Origin of the sequence: Propionivibrio sp., assembly GCF_049316945.1 — a bacterium.
Classification (GTDB): Bacteria; Pseudomonadota; Gammaproteobacteria; order Burkholderiales; family Rhodocyclaceae; genus Propionivibrio.
On sequence record NZ_JBMOJE010000006.1, the window covers coordinates 1 to 15,504 of the forward strand.

Genomic DNA, 15,504 nt, shown 5'->3' on the forward strand with positions numbered 1-15,504 from the left:
CAGACCGAACGTAATAGCGCAAACTTGATATGTTTATTTATTTACGCCGCCTAAAACATCTTCAAACTCTGAGTCAGCCTGACAATCGCACGAAAATGGCTTGTCAATGCAATTCGCACATCATAATCAATTGGATCACTCAGCAACAGTTTACGAATTACATCCCAATCCACCTTACTTATTACCGTCATTTGAAACGATTCAGCTGTTATCAGAGCCGCAGGGCAAGCGCAAGAGGGACGAACACGATGGCCATTACGTTACCAATCATCACGATTGAGGCGACTTTGTCCGGTTCCTGGTTGTAGCGTTCGGCGAAGATGAAGTTCGATACCGCCGGAGGCAGAGCGCCAAAGACAAAGAGGATGTCTTGGTCGGCGCGAGGAATATTAACGAGCTCACAGAAAATCCAGGCCGTTATCATGCCGGTTACCGGTGTCAGGATAGCGCCAGTAACTCCGATACTCCAGGCGTTCAATTTAGCGGTGGAGAGGCGAACTCCGAGTGAGAAAATCATCAGACCGAGCGAAATATCACCAAGTATCTTGCAGGCCGTCATGATTGGTGGCCAGACGGTGATGCCGGTCAGACTGACCGTGACGCCGAGGGCGGCGGCGAGAATGAAAGGCTCTCTCCAGACCGTGGCCAGGGGAGAGTTGCCATTGATCATCCAGGGGTAGAGCACAAATTGCAGCAGGGTGGCGATCAGCATAAGAACGACGGCGGCGCCAAGGGCCTGGTCACCGAAAGTCAGCAACATGAGCGGCAATCCCATGTTGCCGACGTTGTTGAACATCGTGGGCGGGACCAGCGTTTTCGGGTTGAAGCCCATCGCTCGCGCCACCGGCCAGGACAGGAGCCCGGAACCGATAACGATGACGAGACTGCCGACGATGCTGGGCATGTTGTCGGTGAGCGCGAATGACTTTCCGGCCAGTGCGGTGAAGATCAGGGCCGGGAGGAAAACCTCCATGTTGAGCCGGTTGGCCGCCACCATTTCAGGCCGATGCTTGCGACCATAGAATACCCCGATGATCACAACGAGGAAAATGGGGAAGACGATACTGATAATGCGTAATAGCATGGGGAAGGGACTTTATTATTGAATCCCGGACATCATGAAGAATCCTGTATGGGTGGAAGTGGGTCGACTATTGCAATCAGCGCTTTCGATGCTGACAATAACTTGACAGCGCTCGCCGTCAGATTTCAGCCGAGGATGGGAACACTAGCGCACAATTTCCTGTGAAACCTTGGGGTAGAGCTTCTCGTCGAAGTCCTCCATACGTGGAAAGATCAGCGGCGTAGCCTGATCTATGGTCAGCAAGCGTTTCCGGTAATACTGCAGCATCATCTGGCGTGCCTCAGGCGAGACGTAGGGCACGTGATAAGCCACATGCGGGGGCAGTACGGCAAAGCCGCAATAGGCCAGTGCTCCACGCAAAATCGGGCGCAGCAGCACATCCATCTCGCCATGAATAGCGTTCGGCCCGAACATATGGTTCTGGCCGCCGAGGGTCAGGGTGGTCATGGCTTTTTTCCCGCTCATGCCGCCTTTATCGTAGATACGCTTGCCGCCATAGAAGCGCCCGGAAACGAATACCCGGTCGATCCAGCCTTTCAGGATGGCCGGTACGGAAAACCAGAAGATGGGGAAATTCAGAATCAGCAGGTCGCACCATTCAACCTTATCGAGCTCGCCCTGGATGTCTGCGGCCAGTGCCCCGGACTCAAACGCCTTGCGCTGCTCGAGTGCATAAACACAGTAATCGGGATTGCTCGGCGCAGCGAAATCGGCGGCCGAGGCCACCGGATTCCAGTTCATGGCGTACAGGTCGGAAACCCGGACTTCGTGCCCTGCCCCGGTAAGCGTTTCGACAGCGAGATCCTTGAGGGCGGTGTTGAAGGATTGCGGCTCGTAATGCGCGTGGACGATCAGTACTTTCATCGAACTCTCCTGTTATGGTTTTGCTTGTGTTTCACTTGCCGGCAGCCAGCCGGCGGGCTTCGATTTCCGCCTGGCGCAACAGACTGGCAGGTGTTCCGCCGATGCTCCAGTCCTCCGGCTCGACCGGCGTCACCCCGCCGCGCACCCGATCCCTGGGACAACCCAGGATTTCAACAAGCAAGTCGGTGAACCCGGCGAGGAGGCGGTGCTTATCCTCAAGCGAACGGCCCCTGAGCACGATAAAGTTGAAATAGGGTGCGGCCTGGTCGCCTTGGCGGACCATCTGGCCACCGACGCACATATGTTGCGGTGCATGCTCGGTGGCGAAAACGCGAACGCGGTCGATGGGACAAGCGAGCACTTCGGCGAAGAGCTGGCTGGAGCGCAGCAGCAAGGACTCGATACGCGCTTGTTCGTGCTGGCCCTGGACCAGATGAAAATTCAGAATCGGCATGACTTTCCTTTCATGGCAGGCCGCGACGGCGGCCGGCATCAAGCATCAGTGACGAACCGGTCATGGCGGAGGCTTCGGGAGCCAGCAGGATTTCCAGCGCCCAGGCCACCTGTCCGGGTTCGGTGAAGACACAGAGCGAGGACTCGGCCTTCATGGCATCCAGCACGGCCTCAACCGACGTGCCCTGCAAGCGCGCGCGATCGGCGGCAACGCGTCGCAGCCGTTCTGTGTCCGCCGGTCCCGGCGCGACCAGATGGGCGGTGATGCCGCGCTCGCCGTAGGCCAGGCTCAGTTGGCGGACGACATTGACCAGAGCGGCATTGGCGACTCCGGCCGCCGCCGCATAGGCCGTCGGCTCGAAACCGTAATGACCGCCGATGGCGACCAGCCGGGAGTTGAAAACGAGATGGGCATCGACCGCCCGGACCAGCCGCAACAGTCCGCCGACCTTGATATTGACAGCCTCGACCATGGACCTGGTATCGACCGCCAGCACCCCGCCGGCCACGCTGACGCCGGGACCATGCACCGCCATGCGCACCGGCCCAGGCAAAGCGGCCCGGATGATCTCAATGGAAGCATCATCTGAAATATCGGCGATGCACGGCACCAGCCCCGGATGATTTGCCGCCAGATCCGCCAGGCCCGCAGCGCTGCGGGCCACGGCGACGACGCCCAACCTCTTGCCGAGCAGCCGTTCGACCATGACTTTCCCGAAGGCGCCGGTGGCGCCAACGATGACCACACATTCCTTGTTCGATGACATTTTTTTCAGATTCCTTACGAAACAATCCGGGGACGGCTAATCCTGCGCCATCCCCGGACCGCAAAACGCTCGAGCAGCCCGATCAGGCCACCAGTTCTTTCATCAGGCCGCGTTCCTTGGCCATGGTCATCGCGGTATCGATGATCATGTCCTCCTGGCCGCCGATCATCTTCTTGCGCCCCAGTTCGACCAGAATGTCGCGGGTCGGCACGCCGAAGCGCTCGGAAGCACGCTTGGCATGCAGCAGGAAAGTCGAATAGACGCCAGCAAAACCGAGGGTCAGCGAAGCGCGATCGACACGAACCATATGATCCATGATCGGCACGATGATGTCTTCGGCCATATCCATCAGCTTGAACAGGTCGCAGCCGGTGACGATGCCCATGCGCTCGCATACCGCCGCGAAGACTTCCAGCGGCGTGTTGCCGGCACCGGCGCCAAGGCCGGCGGCGGAAGCGTCGATGCGGCTGGCACCGGCTTCGATGGCGGCTATCGAGTTGGCGATGCCCATGCCCATGTTGTGGTGGCCGTGGAAGCCGATCTCGGTTTCAGGCTTGAGGATGGCGCGCAAGGCCGAGACCCGTGCCTTGACGTCGGCAGGCAGCATGTAGCCGGCGGAATCGGTGATGTAGACCGTCTGGGCGCCATAGGACTCCATCAACTTGCCCTGCTGGGCCAAGCCCTCGGCGGTGTTCAGGTGAGCCATCATCAGGAAACCGGAGGTATCCATGCCCAGCTTGCGCGCGAAGGCGATGTGCTGGGGCGAGGTATCGGCTTCGGTGCAGTGGGTCGCGACGTGCACACTGCGCGCCCCGCAGTCGTAGGCCGACTGCAGTTCCTTCATCGTCCCGAGGCCGGGAATCAGCAGGATCGACACCTTGGCCTGCTTGAGCTTGGGCACCACCGCCTGCAGGTACTCTTCGTTGCTGTGCGGGGCGAAACCATGCTGCAGCGAGTTGCCGCCGAGGCCGGCGCCATGGGTGACCTGGATCAGCGGGACGCCGGCCTCGTCGAGCGCGGTGGCGATGGTAACCATCTGTTCGATGCTCATCTGCTCGCGCTTGGCGTGCATGCCGTCGCGCAGACTCATGTCGTGAATGATGATCTTGCGGCCCTTCAAACTTTGCGCTTCGCTCATTACGCGACCTCCAGTGGCTTGAGCTGGATTTTTCCAGCGAGAATTTCTGCGGCGAACATCTCGGCCGTCCGCGTCGCGGACGCTGTCATGATGTCGAGGTTGCCGGCATAACATGGCAGATAGTCGCCGAGACCGGCCACTTCCATGAACACCGAAACCCGCTTGCCGTCAAAGATCGGGCCGTTGACCAGGCGGTAGCCGGGAACGTATTTCTGAACCTCGGTGATCATCTGCAGGATCGATTCGATGATCCGCGCCTCATCCGGAACTTCGTCGGTCAGGCAGGAGATGGTGTTGCGCATCATCATCGGCGGTTCGGCCGGATTGATGATGGCCAGCGCCTTGCCCTTGCGCGCTCCGCCGACAACCTCGATGGCATTCGACGTGGTGTAGGTGAACTCGTCAAGATTGGCGCGCGTACCCGGCCCGATCGACTTGGAAGCCAGACTGGCAACGATTTCGCCGTAGGCGACGCTTTGCACGCGCGACACGGCATAGACGATCGGGATCGTCGCCTGCCCGGCGCAGGAAATCATGTTGACGTTCATCTCGACCTTGTCGGCATGCTCGCGCAAATTCACCGGCGGCACGCACAGCGGGCCGATGGCCGCCGGCGTCAGGTCGATCATCATGACGCCGAGCGCGTTCAGCTTGCGCGAGTTCTCGGCATGCACGTAGGCAGAAGTGGCATCAAAAGCGATCTGGATATCATCGGCCAGGACATGCGGCAACAAGCCGTCGACGCCGTCAGCCGTGGTTTTCAGCCCCCTATCGCGCGCCCGCGCCAAGCCCTCGGATTCGGGGTCGATGCCGACCATCCACACTGGCTCAAGAACCTCGCTACGCTGGATCTTGTAGATCAGATCGGTGCCGATATTGCCCGACCCGATCAATGCACATCTGATTTTTTTCATGCTGATTCTTTCCGATAGTTCTTGAAGGATTCGTTGGCGCACTAGGTGGCTGAAGCGTTGCGCTCGCCGACGGTCACGCCGCCCACGGCGAAATTCTCATCGCTGTGCTCGGTGATCAGTATCCGCACCTGATCCGGACGGACTTCCAGCGTCTCGACCAGGGCCTTGGTGATGGCGGCTACCGCCTTGCGCTTCTTTTCCACACTGCGCCCGGCCAGCAGGTGCATTTCCAGAATTGGCATCGTCTTTTCTCCTTGTTAGGTTCGGTATTTGAACGATTCGATTTATTCGATGAAACGCATCGATACGCTGCCGAGTTCCTGGAAGCGTGCCACGATGCTGTCGCCGGGCTTGACCGGGATGGCTTCGGTAATGCCGCCGCTCATGACAAAACTGCCGGCCGGCAATTCCTCGCCCAGTTCGGCGAGGATGTTGACCAGCATCGCGATGGCTTTGGCCGGATGACCGAGCACGGCCGCCGAAGCGCCGAGGGTAACGATCTCGCCGTTCTTTTCCATGACCACGCCGAGCGTTCGCAGATCGATATCGGCCGGATAACGCGCCCGTCCGCCGCCTACGAAACGCGCGGAAGAACCGTTGTCGGCAACGACGCTAGGCAGGTCGAACTTGAAACCGGAAAAGCGCGAGTCGATGATTTCGACGGCCGGCAACACGTAGTCAGTCGCATCCAGCACATCCTGCCGCGTGCAGTTCGGGCCCTTCAGCGCCTTCTTCATGACGAAGGCGACTTCGCATTCGACTCGCGGATGCACCAGGTCGGAAGTCTTGATCGCCGAACTTTCCGGGCGCGCCATGCGGTCAGTCAGGAAGCCGATGGAAGGCACGTTGACGCCCATCTGGATCATTTTGGCCTTCGAGGTCAGGCCGGCCTTCCAGCCAACCTGCTTGTGCCCGGCGGCGATGAAGCGGCGGCGCAGCTCCAGTTGAACCGCGTAGCCGTCGCCGATGGTCATGTTCGGGTATTCGTCGGTCAACTTGGGGATGGCGTAGGCGCGGGTCTGGGCGCCTTCGACGCGTTCGCACAGGCGAACGATGTCTTCGCGGGAAAGGGTGATGTTCATGCTCATGCCGCGCTCCTTCCGGCAAATTTGACACAACAGCTACCGAGGCCGCCGACGGTACACACCAATTCGTCGCCATCGACCACCGGCACCAGCGCCGATTGCGAACCGGAGAGAATGACCTCGCCGGCCTTGAACGGGATGCCCAGCGCGCCCAGCGTATTGGCCAGCCAGGCGACGGCATTGGCCGGCGAGCCCTGGACGGCGGCGCCGACCCCTGTCGAGAATAACGCCCCGTTCTTCTCCAGCACCATGCCGGCCAGCGTGATATCGAGCTTGCGCGGATCGCCCCGGGTCTTGCCGAGTACATAAACACCGCAAGAAGCGTTGTCGGCCACCGTGTCCTGAATCTTGATCTTCCAGTCGACAATGCGCGAATCGACAATCTCGAAACAGGGCAGCACGTAGTCAGTGGCGCGAATCACATCCATCGCCGTGATGCCCGGCCCCTTCAGGTCTTCCTTGAGCACAAAAGCCAGTTCGGCTTCGGCCTTGGGCTGGATCAGGGTGGAAAGATCGATGATGTCGCCTTCCTGGAAAACCATGCCGGAAGTGAGCATGCCGAAATCCGGCTGATAGACGCCGAGAAAATCCTGCACCGGCTTGCTGGTAGCGCCGATCTTCTTGCCGACGATGGTCTCGCCGGCCTGCAGGCGGCGGGCGACAAAGCGCTCCTGGATCTGGTAGGCGTCTTCGATGGTGATGTCCGGTTCCCGTTCGAGCAGGGGCCGCACCGGGCGGCGGGCGAGCCAGGCTGCATAGAGCTCGTCGCCGTATTGCCTGATCGTGTCTTCGTTCATGACTACCTCAGAGACTGAGAAAATATAAAAAATCCACCGCAGAGACGGCGCGAAGCCTCCCTGAAGAGGGACAAAGGGGCAAAGAAAACGCAAAGGAACCCCATGGTTTTTAATGGTTTTCTCTGCGAAACCTCTGCGCCTTTGCGGCTCTGCGGTGGGTGTTCAGGCATTTTTTCACAACCTCTCAAAGTTTCACGCAGATGTTGCGGGTTTCGGTATAGAACTCCAGGGAATGCACGCCGCCTTCGCGCCCGATCCCGGATTGCTTGGAACCGCCGAAGGCCGTGCGCAGATCGCGCAGGAACCAGCTGTTGATCCAGGTAATGCCGACTTCGACGCGTGCCGCCACCCGATGGGCACGGCCGAGGTTGGTCGTCCAGACGGTGGTCGATAGCCCGTAATCATTGGCGTTGGCCTTGTTGATCACTTCATCCTCGCTGTCGAACGGGCTGATGTGGCAGCACGGGCCGAAGACTTCCTCGCGCACCACCGAGGCTGTTTCCGGCAGGCCGGTCCAGATGGTCGGTTGCACCCAGTGGCCGGTAGCCAGGTCGTCCGGCATCTCCGGGATGCCGCCGCCGGTGATCACGGTCGCGCCTTCTGCCACAGCCTTGATGTAATAGGAGAGCACCTTCTTGCGGTGCTCTTCGCTGATCAACGGGCCGTAGTTGGCATTGTGGTCGTCCGGGCGACCGAACTTGACGGCCTCGGCCTTGACCTTGAGAGCCTGCACGAAGCGCTCGAAAATCGGCCGCTCGACATAGACCCGTTCCGTGCCCAGGCAGACCTGGCCGGAGTTGAGGAAGGACGAGCGGAAGATGCCGTCGACCGCCGCATCGAAATCGGCATCGGCGAAAACGATACCGGCGTTCTTGCCGCCCAGTTCAAAGGAGACATCGCGCATGCCTTCTGCCGCAGCCTTCATGATTGCCGTACCGGTGCGAGTTTCGCCGGTGAAGGTAATGGCATCGACCAGCGGATGCTGGGTAAGGAATTCGCCGGCGGAGCCGGGACCGAAGCCATGAATCACGTTGAACACGCCCTTCGGGATGCCGACGCTGTTCATCACTTCGCCCAGCAGCGTGGTGGTCAGCGGCGTTTCTTCCGAGGGTTTGACCACGACGGTGTTGCCACAGGCCAGCGCCGGACCAACCTTCCAGGTCATCAGCAGGAAAGGCGCATTCCACGGCGAGATGACGCCGACTACGCCCTTCGGCACGCGGATGGCGTAATTGAGCGCACCCTGCCCGTCCGGCGTGGACATCTGGAAGGATTCGCTCGGCACGTTCTTGACCACGTCGGCGAAGACCTTGAAGTTGGCCGCGCCGCGCGGGATGAAGGCACTGGTCATGACATGGCGCGGCTGGCCGGTGTCGGCCATTTCCGCATCGACGAAATCCTCGAAACGCCGCGTGATCTCGTCGGCCACGCCGTACAGCAAGCCGACGCGCTGGTCGGTCGTCAAACCGCCCCACTCGCCCTTGCGCGCCGCATGGGCGGCACGCACGGCGGCATCGACATCGGCTTTGCCGGCTTCGGAAACCTGGGCGATCACCTGGTTGTCGAGCGGAGAGCGCTTCTTGAAAGTTTTCCCTTCCGAGCCATCGACAAATTCGCCGTTGATGAAATTCTTGATCAGTTGCATTGCTACTCCTAAATTGACTCACGGCGCGCGGACAGGCCAGATCGTTCTCGGCTCCCGGTCGGCGCTCGGAGTCAGGCAGCGCTCAGTGACTGCAGACCCGGCGTGCGGAAGCGGATCTGATCCTTGTGGCCGATGCCGTTATCGGCAAGGCTGCGTTCAAAGTCAGGCGTCCACGGCTGGTTCGACTTGAGCCACTCGACCTTCTTCCAGTCGACGCTGGCGGCGTCTGGATCGGGCTTTGTCAGCGCGGCCAGGGGGCCGTTCACCAGTTCCCCGAAGGTCGTCTGCGGCGGAAGGCAGAGCAGGAACGGCGAGGCGAACAGCAAATGGTGATCCCAGCTTACGTAGACGAGCTGCTTGCCGTTGAAGTTGGCGACGGTGTCACGCGGTACACCGATGTATTCCTTGATTGCGGCTACAGGCATGTTGATTCTCCTTGCGATGAGTTAAGCAATATCAGTTAAATTTTTCATTGGGTGCCAGGTCTCGCCTGGCGCTAGCTATGTGGCTGCAAACCGCGTAAACAGGGGTTCTACGAGTACTCATGCCTGAGCGCCAATGAATACGGCACTGTTCAGGCACATAGTCTGTAGAACGCCTATCCACGCGGCCTGCATTCATTCGGCTTACTGGTTGGTGGTTGCCAGTCCGCGCCATTTCTCGAAGTTCACCTGATCCTGCGAACCGGCGTAATCGCCGTTGTCCACGCCGTCCTGCAAACTCACCCAGTCCATCCACGCGCCGACATCGCCATTGTTCGGTTCCTGGAAAAGCTGCGGCATCGGCAGCCAGGCCTGAACGTATTTCTCGGGTTCGTTGGCGAAGATTTCCTGGCAGTGATCGGAACAGAAGTGGTACTTCTCGTCCTTGTACACGGCCTCGCGGTGACAGCTCAGGGTCGGATCGCCCGGCTCGGTGAACACCACCGGCAACTGGCAGGTCTGGCACAGCTTGGCCAGGCCGAAGTTCTTGAACGGCGTGCCAGCGGCAGCGAGCTTCTTGATGTGATCCCAGCGCGGGCGGTAGTACTTGTCGAAGGTCGTCGGGTACTTCTTCGACAGCCAGTCCATGTCGTCGTCCGACGGAATCCAGCTGTGGAACGAAGTGCCGAAACTCCACTGGTAGAGGCCGAGCATGAACTGGTGCGACATGTGGTCGATGGCTTCGGCAGCGTCGTTCCAGCCCTTCGGTGCACGAATGCCGTAGCGGGCGAGATCGTTGAACAGCGCGCCGCCGTTCTCCACGCCATAGATTTCAAAGGCTTCGCGCCACGACATGACACGCTTGGGCAGCATGTAATCCATCATGGTGCTGACCAGGCCGAGCACGCGGAAGCCGCGCCAGAACCATTTGTCGATCCAGCCCTGCACGATGGGCAGGTTGGCCGGGTCCTGTTCGAGCATGAACTTGATGCACTCGAGACCGAGCGTCATGTGCCGCGCTTCGTCGGATTGCGCCGAGAAACCGAAGGTCACCGTCGCCATGTCGCCGTTGTAAGCGGCACCGGACATGAAGGGCACGAACAACAGGTTGGTCAGCACATATTCGAAGGAAAAGCCGATGGCGATCATGAACTCGAACGGCCCGGCGGACATGGCATCGTCGAAGAACGAGCGCGCTACCGAGGTGTACCAGATGCGATCGCGCTGGTCGGAAAAGGCATGGAAGCCGTTGTAGTACTTGTTGTAGTTCGACATCGCATGGATCTGCGTCTGCGCATGGCGAATCTCGTCGATCGCCTGCATCTGGCAGGCCACTTGCGTACCAACGCCGGGAAACTCGCGTCCGACGCGGGCAAAGCCCTTGTGCGCCGAATACTCACCTGGGCTGATGGCCTGCAGGAAGATCTTCAGCGCGCTCAGGTAGCGGGCATCGGTAATGTTCAGATGGCCGTTGTTCTGCGCATGGGCGTCGATGATGGCGTAGAACTTGCGCTCTTTCTCGGCCTGGTATTTCCAGTAGGAATCCATGGTCAGGCGGAAGGGATCTTCCCACTTGTCCCAGTCATGGACCTTGATGCCTTCGTAGTTCACATAAGGGAAAACTTCGTCCTTGCTGTGATAGCTGGTGTCCCAGCCGAGGTCGCGGGTGAGCAGCTTGTACTTCTCTTTCAGTGCCAGTTTCTTCTTCGTGACTTTTACATCCATGTCAGTCTCCTTTTCAGTTGTTCCAGCAGAGCGTCAGGGCGTCGTCCGTCTCGTCCACATGGCCACTGAGGGTTATCAGGTTGATTTGCAATTCCTGGAGGTCGTAAGCCCGACCGAGTTGTTCTTCAATCGTTTCCCGGTTGATGACCAGGCGTCCGGGCGCGTCGATCTTGACCATCGCCGGCTCTCGGTTAAGCACCGCCAGCGGGTTATCGATGAGGATGGCGTCGATGATCGGGCGCGTTTCTTCGTTGGCTTGCAGGGCAATAAATACGGTAGACATGGCGGCTCCTCAGATCTCGATGCCGTTTTTCTTCATGCGCACCGCGAACGCCGCCACCTCTTCGCCGAGCGCCTCATCGGCGTCGGCACCGAGTGCCAGCGCCGCCACGGGAAGCAGCACCGCCGCCGCACGGCAACTCCACTTTTGCGTCCATTCCTGCAACAAAGCGCGGTTTTCATCGGATTCGGCAGCGGCAGTGCGCAGCACGGCATCGACCCATTTGCGGGTCTCGCCGAACCAGTCGCTCATGAACTGGGTCAGCATGGCAACGGCCGAAGCGCCGCGAGTGGACAGAAAATCATCGACGATGCGCTCGTAAACCAGCGGGTAGAGCAGGCCGTCCAGGGCCGCATTCTGCGCAACGAACAACTCGAACGGGTCGCGCAATACCAGGCAGTCCTCGACGAAGCGGCGCAACGGTTGCCAGGCTTCGCCGTCCATCCAGGCGGCCTTGCCTTCGTTCAGTGCCTCGGTGTCGCCGAGCAGCAGGCCCAGGCGCGAGAGGTACTGGGCAATGCCCAGATGATCCATGGCGTGGTACATGCAGGGCTGGGTGAACACGGTGCCGAAACCATAGCCGCAGATGAAGGTGTTGTTCATGTTGGCGCCCCAGGCCGCATGGCGCAGCGGAATCAGGACATCGAGGGCAATTTTCTTCAGTTCAGCGGGCAGCATCTCCGCCAGGCCGCGGGTTTCGACAAAGTTGAAGTTGGCTTCGGTCGTATCCTGCTGACGCGCGCGGGTCAGGGTATAGGTGCTGTAATAGAACTGGCGCGGGTCTTTCAGGGCATACCAGTCCTTCATCACAATTTTAGTGATGGCGGTGTCGTAAAGCTCCTGATCCGGGTCCCAGGTGGGACGGTAGTGCAGGTTTTCAGCGGCCTGGATGTCGTAGCTGCCTTCCTGGTAACGGGAAGCCGGCTTGTCGCCGAAGCGGCGGACCAGGTGGTCGAAGGTATTACGCAGCGGCTGGATGCTGACCGTACGCAGATCAATTTGCATTAAATATCTCCTCGGATTCCCGTTCCGTCAGTGCGGAACGGGAAGTGTGCTTGCTTGAATCGGGCTACTTGAATCGGGTTTTCGTCGCGTCGGCCAGGCGCCAGTCCCAGTCGCTGCGCTCACCGTCCTCCGGCGAATGTTCCGGCAGCGGTGGGAGCATTTCCACCTTGTTGTCGGCACAGAAATCGGCGAAGGCTTCGGGGCCGAGAATCAACTCGACGAAGAGTTCGGGCTCGCCAATGGCGAAATCGAACTCGATGAACCCATTCCCGCGTTCGCCACGCACGCGGACGAAACGCCGCGAGGTATCCATCGGCGGCGGCGGATTGGAAGAAATCGGAACTGTTTCCATGGCCTTGTCGTTTTCGCTCAAGTAACGATGGTCAAGAAGGATTCGTGCAGCTTGCGCTGCGGGTAGTCGAGACCCTGACCGAAGTTGTCGAAGGTCCAGGTCAATGGCGCCTCGTAATCCGGGTAGGGCTGGTAGCCGCCCATGAAGGTTTCGAAGCGATTGCCCGATGGATCCCAGGCGTAGATGGTGCAGCCGCGAGTGACGCCGTGGCGCGTCGGGCCGATATCGACCGGGACTTTATTGACCGACATGATGTCGCCGGCGCGCAGCACCTCCTCCCAGGTTTCCAACAGAAAGGAACAGTGATGCAGCTTGCCCGGCTCCGGATATTCGGCAAAGGCGATGTCGTGCACCTTGTGCGAACAGGACAGCCAGATGGCCAGGTTGGCGGTACTGTCCGGATTGAGCACCTGCTCGACAACGAAGAAGCCGAGCACTTCGGTAAACAGCTTCTGAACGGCCGCGACATTCGGGCCGTAGAGCAAGGCGTGATCGAGACGCACCGGGGCGATACCGCGCTCGGAGTCCGCATGCCAGGCTACCGGATTGACGATGCCGCAACCGTTGCCGACCGTCGTTTTTTCAGCGTAGAGCTCGATCAGGTGGCCGCTGGGAATCTCGAAGCGCACGCGCTCGCCGGTTTCCAGCATCTCACCGGCCGGGATGCGCTCGGTCTTGACGCCGTAGGCTTGCAGATCAGCGTCGAGCTTTTCCAGCGTCGCCTTGTCGAGCACCTTGAAACCGAAGAAATCCAGCCCGGCGCGGTCCGCCTGACGCAGGATGAAGCTGTTGTGATCACGCTCATCCCAGCACTTGAAATAAACACGCCCCTGCGCATCGCGACCGGTTTCCACCAGGCCAAGAATGTCGCGGTAGTGGTGAACAGCCTCTTCGAGATCCAGCACGCGAACCTGAGCATGCCCGGGACGCAAAACACCTGTCATTGCCATTGTTCATTACTCCTTTGAATTGCTTTTGGTTAGGCTATTTATTGGATGGCAAAGGTTGTTTTTCATTTTTCCAGCCATCCGAACAGCGCTTCTGCCTTTGGGCATTACGTTAGAGATAGCAGGACTCATGCCACCGAATGAAACATTAGTAAATTCATTCACTTAGCTAAAATCCCGGTAAACATGTCTTTTTATCGATTTACAAATTTGTAAATTGAATGCGGGCGAGTTACGCTGCTGTCGAGTTGCGCTGCAACATTTTTTGCGCGGCGAAGGCTAACCCGCACTGCCGCTCTCATCGGACTGTTCCAGGCGATAGGCGAGTTGCCGCCGGGTAATCCCGAGCCGGCGGGCGGCTTCAGCCAGATTGCCGCCGGCCTTGGCCGCAGCCATCGCGAAGACCTGTTTTTCGTGGCGATTCCAGTCCAGGGGTGTCGCCAGAAGTTCCTCGCAGAGGCGACGTTCCGAGCCCTCCTGCACACTGCAGACGTGCCCATGGCCATCAAGCTCCCGGCCGACGGTTTCTGCCGCATTGTCCATGTCGTCGAACAGGTTTCCGATTTCGATCGGCCCTCCGGGCGGCGCCAGAAGCACGCCGCGCTCGATGACATTTTCCAGTTCCCGAATGTTTCCCGGCCAGGGATAACGCTTCAGCATCTGCATGGCGCGATCGGTGAAGCCCCTGAGTTCTTTTTTGTAAAGGCCGGAGTATTTGCTGACCAGGGCATCGATCAGCAACGGAATGTCGGCGGTGCGCTCACGCAGCGGTGGAATCCGTACCGGGTAGGGAGCTATCCGGTAATAAAGATCGGCGCGGAAACGCCCCCCGCTGATCGCCTGTTTGAGGTTTACATTGGTCGCGGTGATCAAGCGCACATCGACCCGCCTGACCTGACTGTCTCCCAGACGTTCCAGCTCGCCCGTCTGCAGCACCCGCAGCAATTTGACCTGCGCGGCGAGCGACAGGTCGCCGATCTCATCGAGAAAAAGGGTTCCGCCGTCGGCACGTTCGAAACGGCCGCTGCGCGATTGCAGGGCCCCCGTGTAGGCGCCTTTTTCGACGCCGAACAGCTCGGCTTCAATCAGATCGTTGGGAATCGCCGCACAGTTGATGGCGATAAAAGGTTTTTCGGAACGTTCGCTATGTTCATGCAGCCAGCGTGCGAAGCGCTCCTTGCCGACCCCCGTTTCACCCAGCAACATGACCGTGATGGGACAGGTTGCGGCACGCTGCAACAGATCGAAGGCAGCGCGAAAACCTTCCGAGACTCCGATCAAATCACTCTGCGGCCGCTCCGTAACGAGGGTGGCACGCAGGCTGGCGACCTCTTCCTGCAACTGCTCCAGCTCTCCGAAAATGTTCTCGGGACGGAAGTAGCGAAGGTAGTCTTCGGCATCCTCCCACTCTTCGGCGGGTTTGCCGACAATACGGCAAGCGGCGTGGCCGCACCCGGCGCACTCGACTTCACGGAACACCACCAGACGGCCGAGAAACTCCGTGACATACCCGGAAGCGTAGCCAATCTGGCTCCAGCACACCGGGTGATCGGCGACACCAAAAAAACTTCTGTGCGATTCGGCTTCCCAGGAGTTCTCCCATACAAGTTCGCCATCGAACTTTCCGGCAGACACGTCCAGTTCGTGGCGTACCAACCTGGACCTGACGATCCCCTCCAGCATGTGCAGTTCCGGCCCCAGAAAAAAAGGCGCATTGGGGTCGCCGTCGCCAATCATTTTCTTGGCCAGCTTGGCATCCTGCTGACCGGATACGAAGCCCATACGGATCAATAGCCCGCGCGCCCTTTCTTCGCCAAGCGAGTCGAACAACTCCTTGCGCAACGCCCCAAGCGCGCGGGTATGGAGCAACAGCATGCGGTTTTCATCGAGCCAGATATTGGCATTTTCAGGATCGAAGCGCAGCAGCGAACGCAGGTTGAAGCGCTCACTCAAAACCCGCTCATTCATCGCCGCCTCCGGCGGATGCTTTTTCATTCCTGCTTTATCTACTGACTTCATCCTCTGG

17 protein-coding genes are annotated in these 15,504 nt (G+C 59.5%); all 17 read right to left on the reverse strand.

Annotated features, from left to right (window positions below; genetic code table 11):
* Positions 1-211 precede the first annotated feature (211 nt).
* The 17 genes from ACOYNV_RS02400 to ACOYNV_RS02480 all read right to left on the reverse strand — a co-directional run bounded on the left by ACOYNV_RS02400 (position 212) and on the right by ACOYNV_RS02480 (position 15,497).
* Positions 212-1,084 carry an AEC family transporter gene (locus ACOYNV_RS02400; RefSeq protein WP_422898138.1) on the reverse strand — a complete coding sequence of 291 codons (873 nt, stop codon included), beginning with the start codon at positions 1,082-1,084 and terminating at the stop codon, positions 212-214.
* Positions 1,085-1,228: 144 nt separating this feature from the next.
* Complete coding sequence (locus tag ACOYNV_RS02405; RefSeq protein WP_422898139.1) at positions 1,229-1,948, reverse strand: NAD(P)H-dependent oxidoreductase; 720 nt, start codon at positions 1,946-1,948, stop codon at positions 1,229-1,231.
* Positions 1,949-1,979: 31 nt separating this feature from the next.
* Entirely contained in the window at positions 1,980-2,402 is a 423-nt protein-coding gene (locus tag ACOYNV_RS02410) for a tautomerase family protein (RefSeq protein WP_422898140.1), read from the reverse strand.
* Positions 2,403-2,412: 10 nt separating this feature from the next.
* Positions 2,413-3,168: an SDR family oxidoreductase gene (locus ACOYNV_RS02415; protein ID WP_422898141.1), complete on the reverse strand. Its 756-nt coding sequence runs from the start codon at positions 3,166-3,168 to the stop codon at positions 2,413-2,415.
* A gap of 82 nt (positions 3,169-3,250) precedes the next feature.
* The gene (gene dmpG / locus ACOYNV_RS02420) at positions 3,251-4,306 is read right to left on the reverse strand and encodes a 4-hydroxy-2-oxovalerate aldolase (protein WP_422898142.1); all 1,056 of its coding nucleotides are present in this window, start codon (positions 4,304-4,306) and stop codon (positions 3,251-3,253) included.
* The gene (locus ACOYNV_RS02425; protein ID WP_422898143.1) at positions 4,306-5,220 is read right to left on the reverse strand and encodes an acetaldehyde dehydrogenase (acetylating); all 915 of its coding nucleotides are present in this window, start codon (positions 5,218-5,220) and stop codon (positions 4,306-4,308) included. The genes dmpG and ACOYNV_RS02425 overlap by 1 nt, the downstream gene beginning before the upstream one ends.
* 41 nt (positions 5,221-5,261) lie before the next feature.
* Positions 5,262-5,462 (reverse strand): tautomerase family protein, encoded by a 201-nt coding sequence (locus ACOYNV_RS02430; protein WP_422898144.1) that lies wholly within the window; start codon positions 5,460-5,462, stop codon positions 5,262-5,264.
* Between the two features lie 42 nt (positions 5,463-5,504).
* Positions 5,505-6,308, reverse strand: a complete 804-nt coding sequence (gene dmpH, locus ACOYNV_RS02435; RefSeq protein ID WP_422898145.1) for a 2-oxo-3-hexenedioate decarboxylase — start codon at positions 6,306-6,308, stop codon at positions 5,505-5,507.
* Entirely contained in the window at positions 6,305-7,102 is a 798-nt protein-coding gene (dmpE, locus tag ACOYNV_RS02440; RefSeq protein ID WP_422898146.1) for a 2-oxopent-4-enoate hydratase, read from the reverse strand. The genes dmpH and dmpE overlap by 4 nt, the downstream gene beginning before the upstream one ends.
* A gap of 184 nt (positions 7,103-7,286) precedes the next feature.
* Complete coding sequence (locus tag ACOYNV_RS02445; RefSeq protein WP_422898147.1) at positions 7,287-8,747, reverse strand: 2-hydroxymuconic semialdehyde dehydrogenase; 1,461 nt, start codon at positions 8,745-8,747, stop codon at positions 7,287-7,289.
* Positions 8,748-8,818: 71 nt separating this feature from the next.
* The gene (locus ACOYNV_RS02450; protein WP_422898148.1) at positions 8,819-9,172 is read right to left on the reverse strand and encodes a phenol hydroxylase subunit P4; all 354 of its coding nucleotides are present in this window, start codon (positions 9,170-9,172) and stop codon (positions 8,819-8,821) included.
* Between the two features lie 201 nt (positions 9,173-9,373).
* Positions 9,374-10,894 (reverse strand): YHS domain-containing protein, encoded by a 1,521-nt coding sequence (locus ACOYNV_RS02455; RefSeq protein ID WP_422898149.1) that lies wholly within the window; start codon positions 10,892-10,894, stop codon positions 9,374-9,376.
* Positions 10,895-10,907: 13 nt separating this feature from the next.
* Positions 10,908-11,177 (reverse strand): MmoB/DmpM family protein, encoded by a 270-nt coding sequence (locus ACOYNV_RS02460; RefSeq protein ID WP_422898150.1) that lies wholly within the window; start codon positions 11,175-11,177, stop codon positions 10,908-10,910.
* Between the two features lie 9 nt (positions 11,178-11,186).
* Positions 11,187-12,179, reverse strand: coding sequence for an aromatic/alkene monooxygenase hydroxylase subunit beta (locus ACOYNV_RS02465; protein ID WP_422898151.1), 993 nt, complete (start codon positions 12,177-12,179; stop codon positions 11,187-11,189).
* A 64-nt stretch (positions 12,180-12,243) separates the two neighbouring features.
* Complete coding sequence (locus tag ACOYNV_RS02470; protein WP_422898152.1) at positions 12,244-12,531, reverse strand: phenol hydroxylase subunit; 288 nt, start codon at positions 12,529-12,531, stop codon at positions 12,244-12,246.
* Positions 12,532-12,548: 17 nt separating this feature from the next.
* Entirely contained in the window at positions 12,549-13,481 is a 933-nt protein-coding gene (locus ACOYNV_RS02475) for a catechol 2,3-dioxygenase (RefSeq protein ID WP_422898153.1), read from the reverse strand.
* Positions 13,482-13,757: 276 nt separating this feature from the next.
* Complete coding sequence (locus ACOYNV_RS02480; protein ID WP_422898154.1) at positions 13,758-15,497, reverse strand: sigma 54-interacting transcriptional regulator; 1,740 nt, start codon at positions 15,495-15,497, stop codon at positions 13,758-13,760.
* Between the last annotated feature and the right edge of the window lie 7 nt (positions 15,498-15,504).

What these genes read in the sequence shown, in the direction of transcription:
- ACOYNV_RS02430 (WP_422898144.1), bottom strand. Translation starts at nt 5,462, where the DNA reads ATGCCAATTCTGGAAATGCACCTGCTGGCCGGGCGCAGTGTGGAAAAG.
- ACOYNV_RS02415 (WP_422898141.1), bottom strand. Translation starts at nt 3,168, where the DNA reads ATGTCATCGAACAAGGAATGTGTGGTCATCGTTGGCGCCACCGGCGCC.
- dmpE (WP_422898146.1), bottom strand. Translation starts at nt 7,102, where the DNA reads ATGAACGAAGACACGATCAGGCAATACGGCGACGAGCTCTATGCAGCC.
- ACOYNV_RS02470 (WP_422898152.1), bottom strand. Translation starts at nt 12,531, where the DNA reads ATGGAAACAGTTCCGATTTCTTCCAATCCGCCGCCGCCGATGGATACC.
- ACOYNV_RS02465 (WP_422898151.1), bottom strand. Translation starts at nt 12,179, where the DNA reads ATGCAAATTGATCTGCGTACGGTCAGCATCCAGCCGCTGCGTAATACC.
- dmpG (WP_422898142.1), bottom strand. Translation starts at nt 4,306, where the DNA reads ATGAGCGAAGCGCAAAGTTTGAAGGGCCGCAAGATCATCATTCACGAC.
- ACOYNV_RS02445 (WP_422898147.1), bottom strand. Translation starts at nt 8,747, where the DNA reads ATGCAACTGATCAAGAATTTCATCAACGGCGAATTTGTCGATGGCTCG.
- dmpH (WP_422898145.1), bottom strand. Translation starts at nt 6,308, where the DNA reads ATGAGCATGAACATCACCCTTTCCCGCGAAGACATCGTTCGCCTGTGC.
- ACOYNV_RS02455 (WP_422898149.1), bottom strand. Translation starts at nt 10,894, where the DNA reads ATGGATGTAAAAGTCACGAAGAAGAAACTGGCACTGAAAGAGAAGTAC.
- ACOYNV_RS02460 (WP_422898150.1), bottom strand. Translation starts at nt 11,177, where the DNA reads ATGTCTACCGTATTTATTGCCCTGCAAGCCAACGAAGAAACGCGCCCG.
- ACOYNV_RS02450 (WP_422898148.1), bottom strand. Translation starts at nt 9,172, where the DNA reads ATGCCTGTAGCCGCAATCAAGGAATACATCGGTGTACCGCGTGACACC.
- ACOYNV_RS02480 (WP_422898154.1), bottom strand. Translation starts at nt 15,497, where the DNA reads ATGAAGTCAGTAGATAAAGCAGGAATGAAAAAGCATCCGCCGGAGGCG.
- ACOYNV_RS02405 (WP_422898139.1), bottom strand. Translation starts at nt 1,948, where the DNA reads ATGAAAGTACTGATCGTCCACGCGCATTACGAGCCGCAATCCTTCAAC.
- ACOYNV_RS02410 (WP_422898140.1), bottom strand. Translation starts at nt 2,402, where the DNA reads ATGCCGATTCTGAATTTTCATCTGGTCCAGGGCCAGCACGAACAAGCG.
- ACOYNV_RS02425 (WP_422898143.1), bottom strand. Translation starts at nt 5,220, where the DNA reads ATGAAAAAAATCAGATGTGCATTGATCGGGTCGGGCAATATCGGCACC.
- ACOYNV_RS02475 (WP_422898153.1), bottom strand. Translation starts at nt 13,481, where the DNA reads ATGGCAATGACAGGTGTTTTGCGTCCCGGGCATGCTCAGGTTCGCGTG.
- ACOYNV_RS02400 (WP_422898138.1), bottom strand. Translation starts at nt 1,084, where the DNA reads ATGCTATTACGCATTATCAGTATCGTCTTCCCCATTTTCCTCGTTGTG.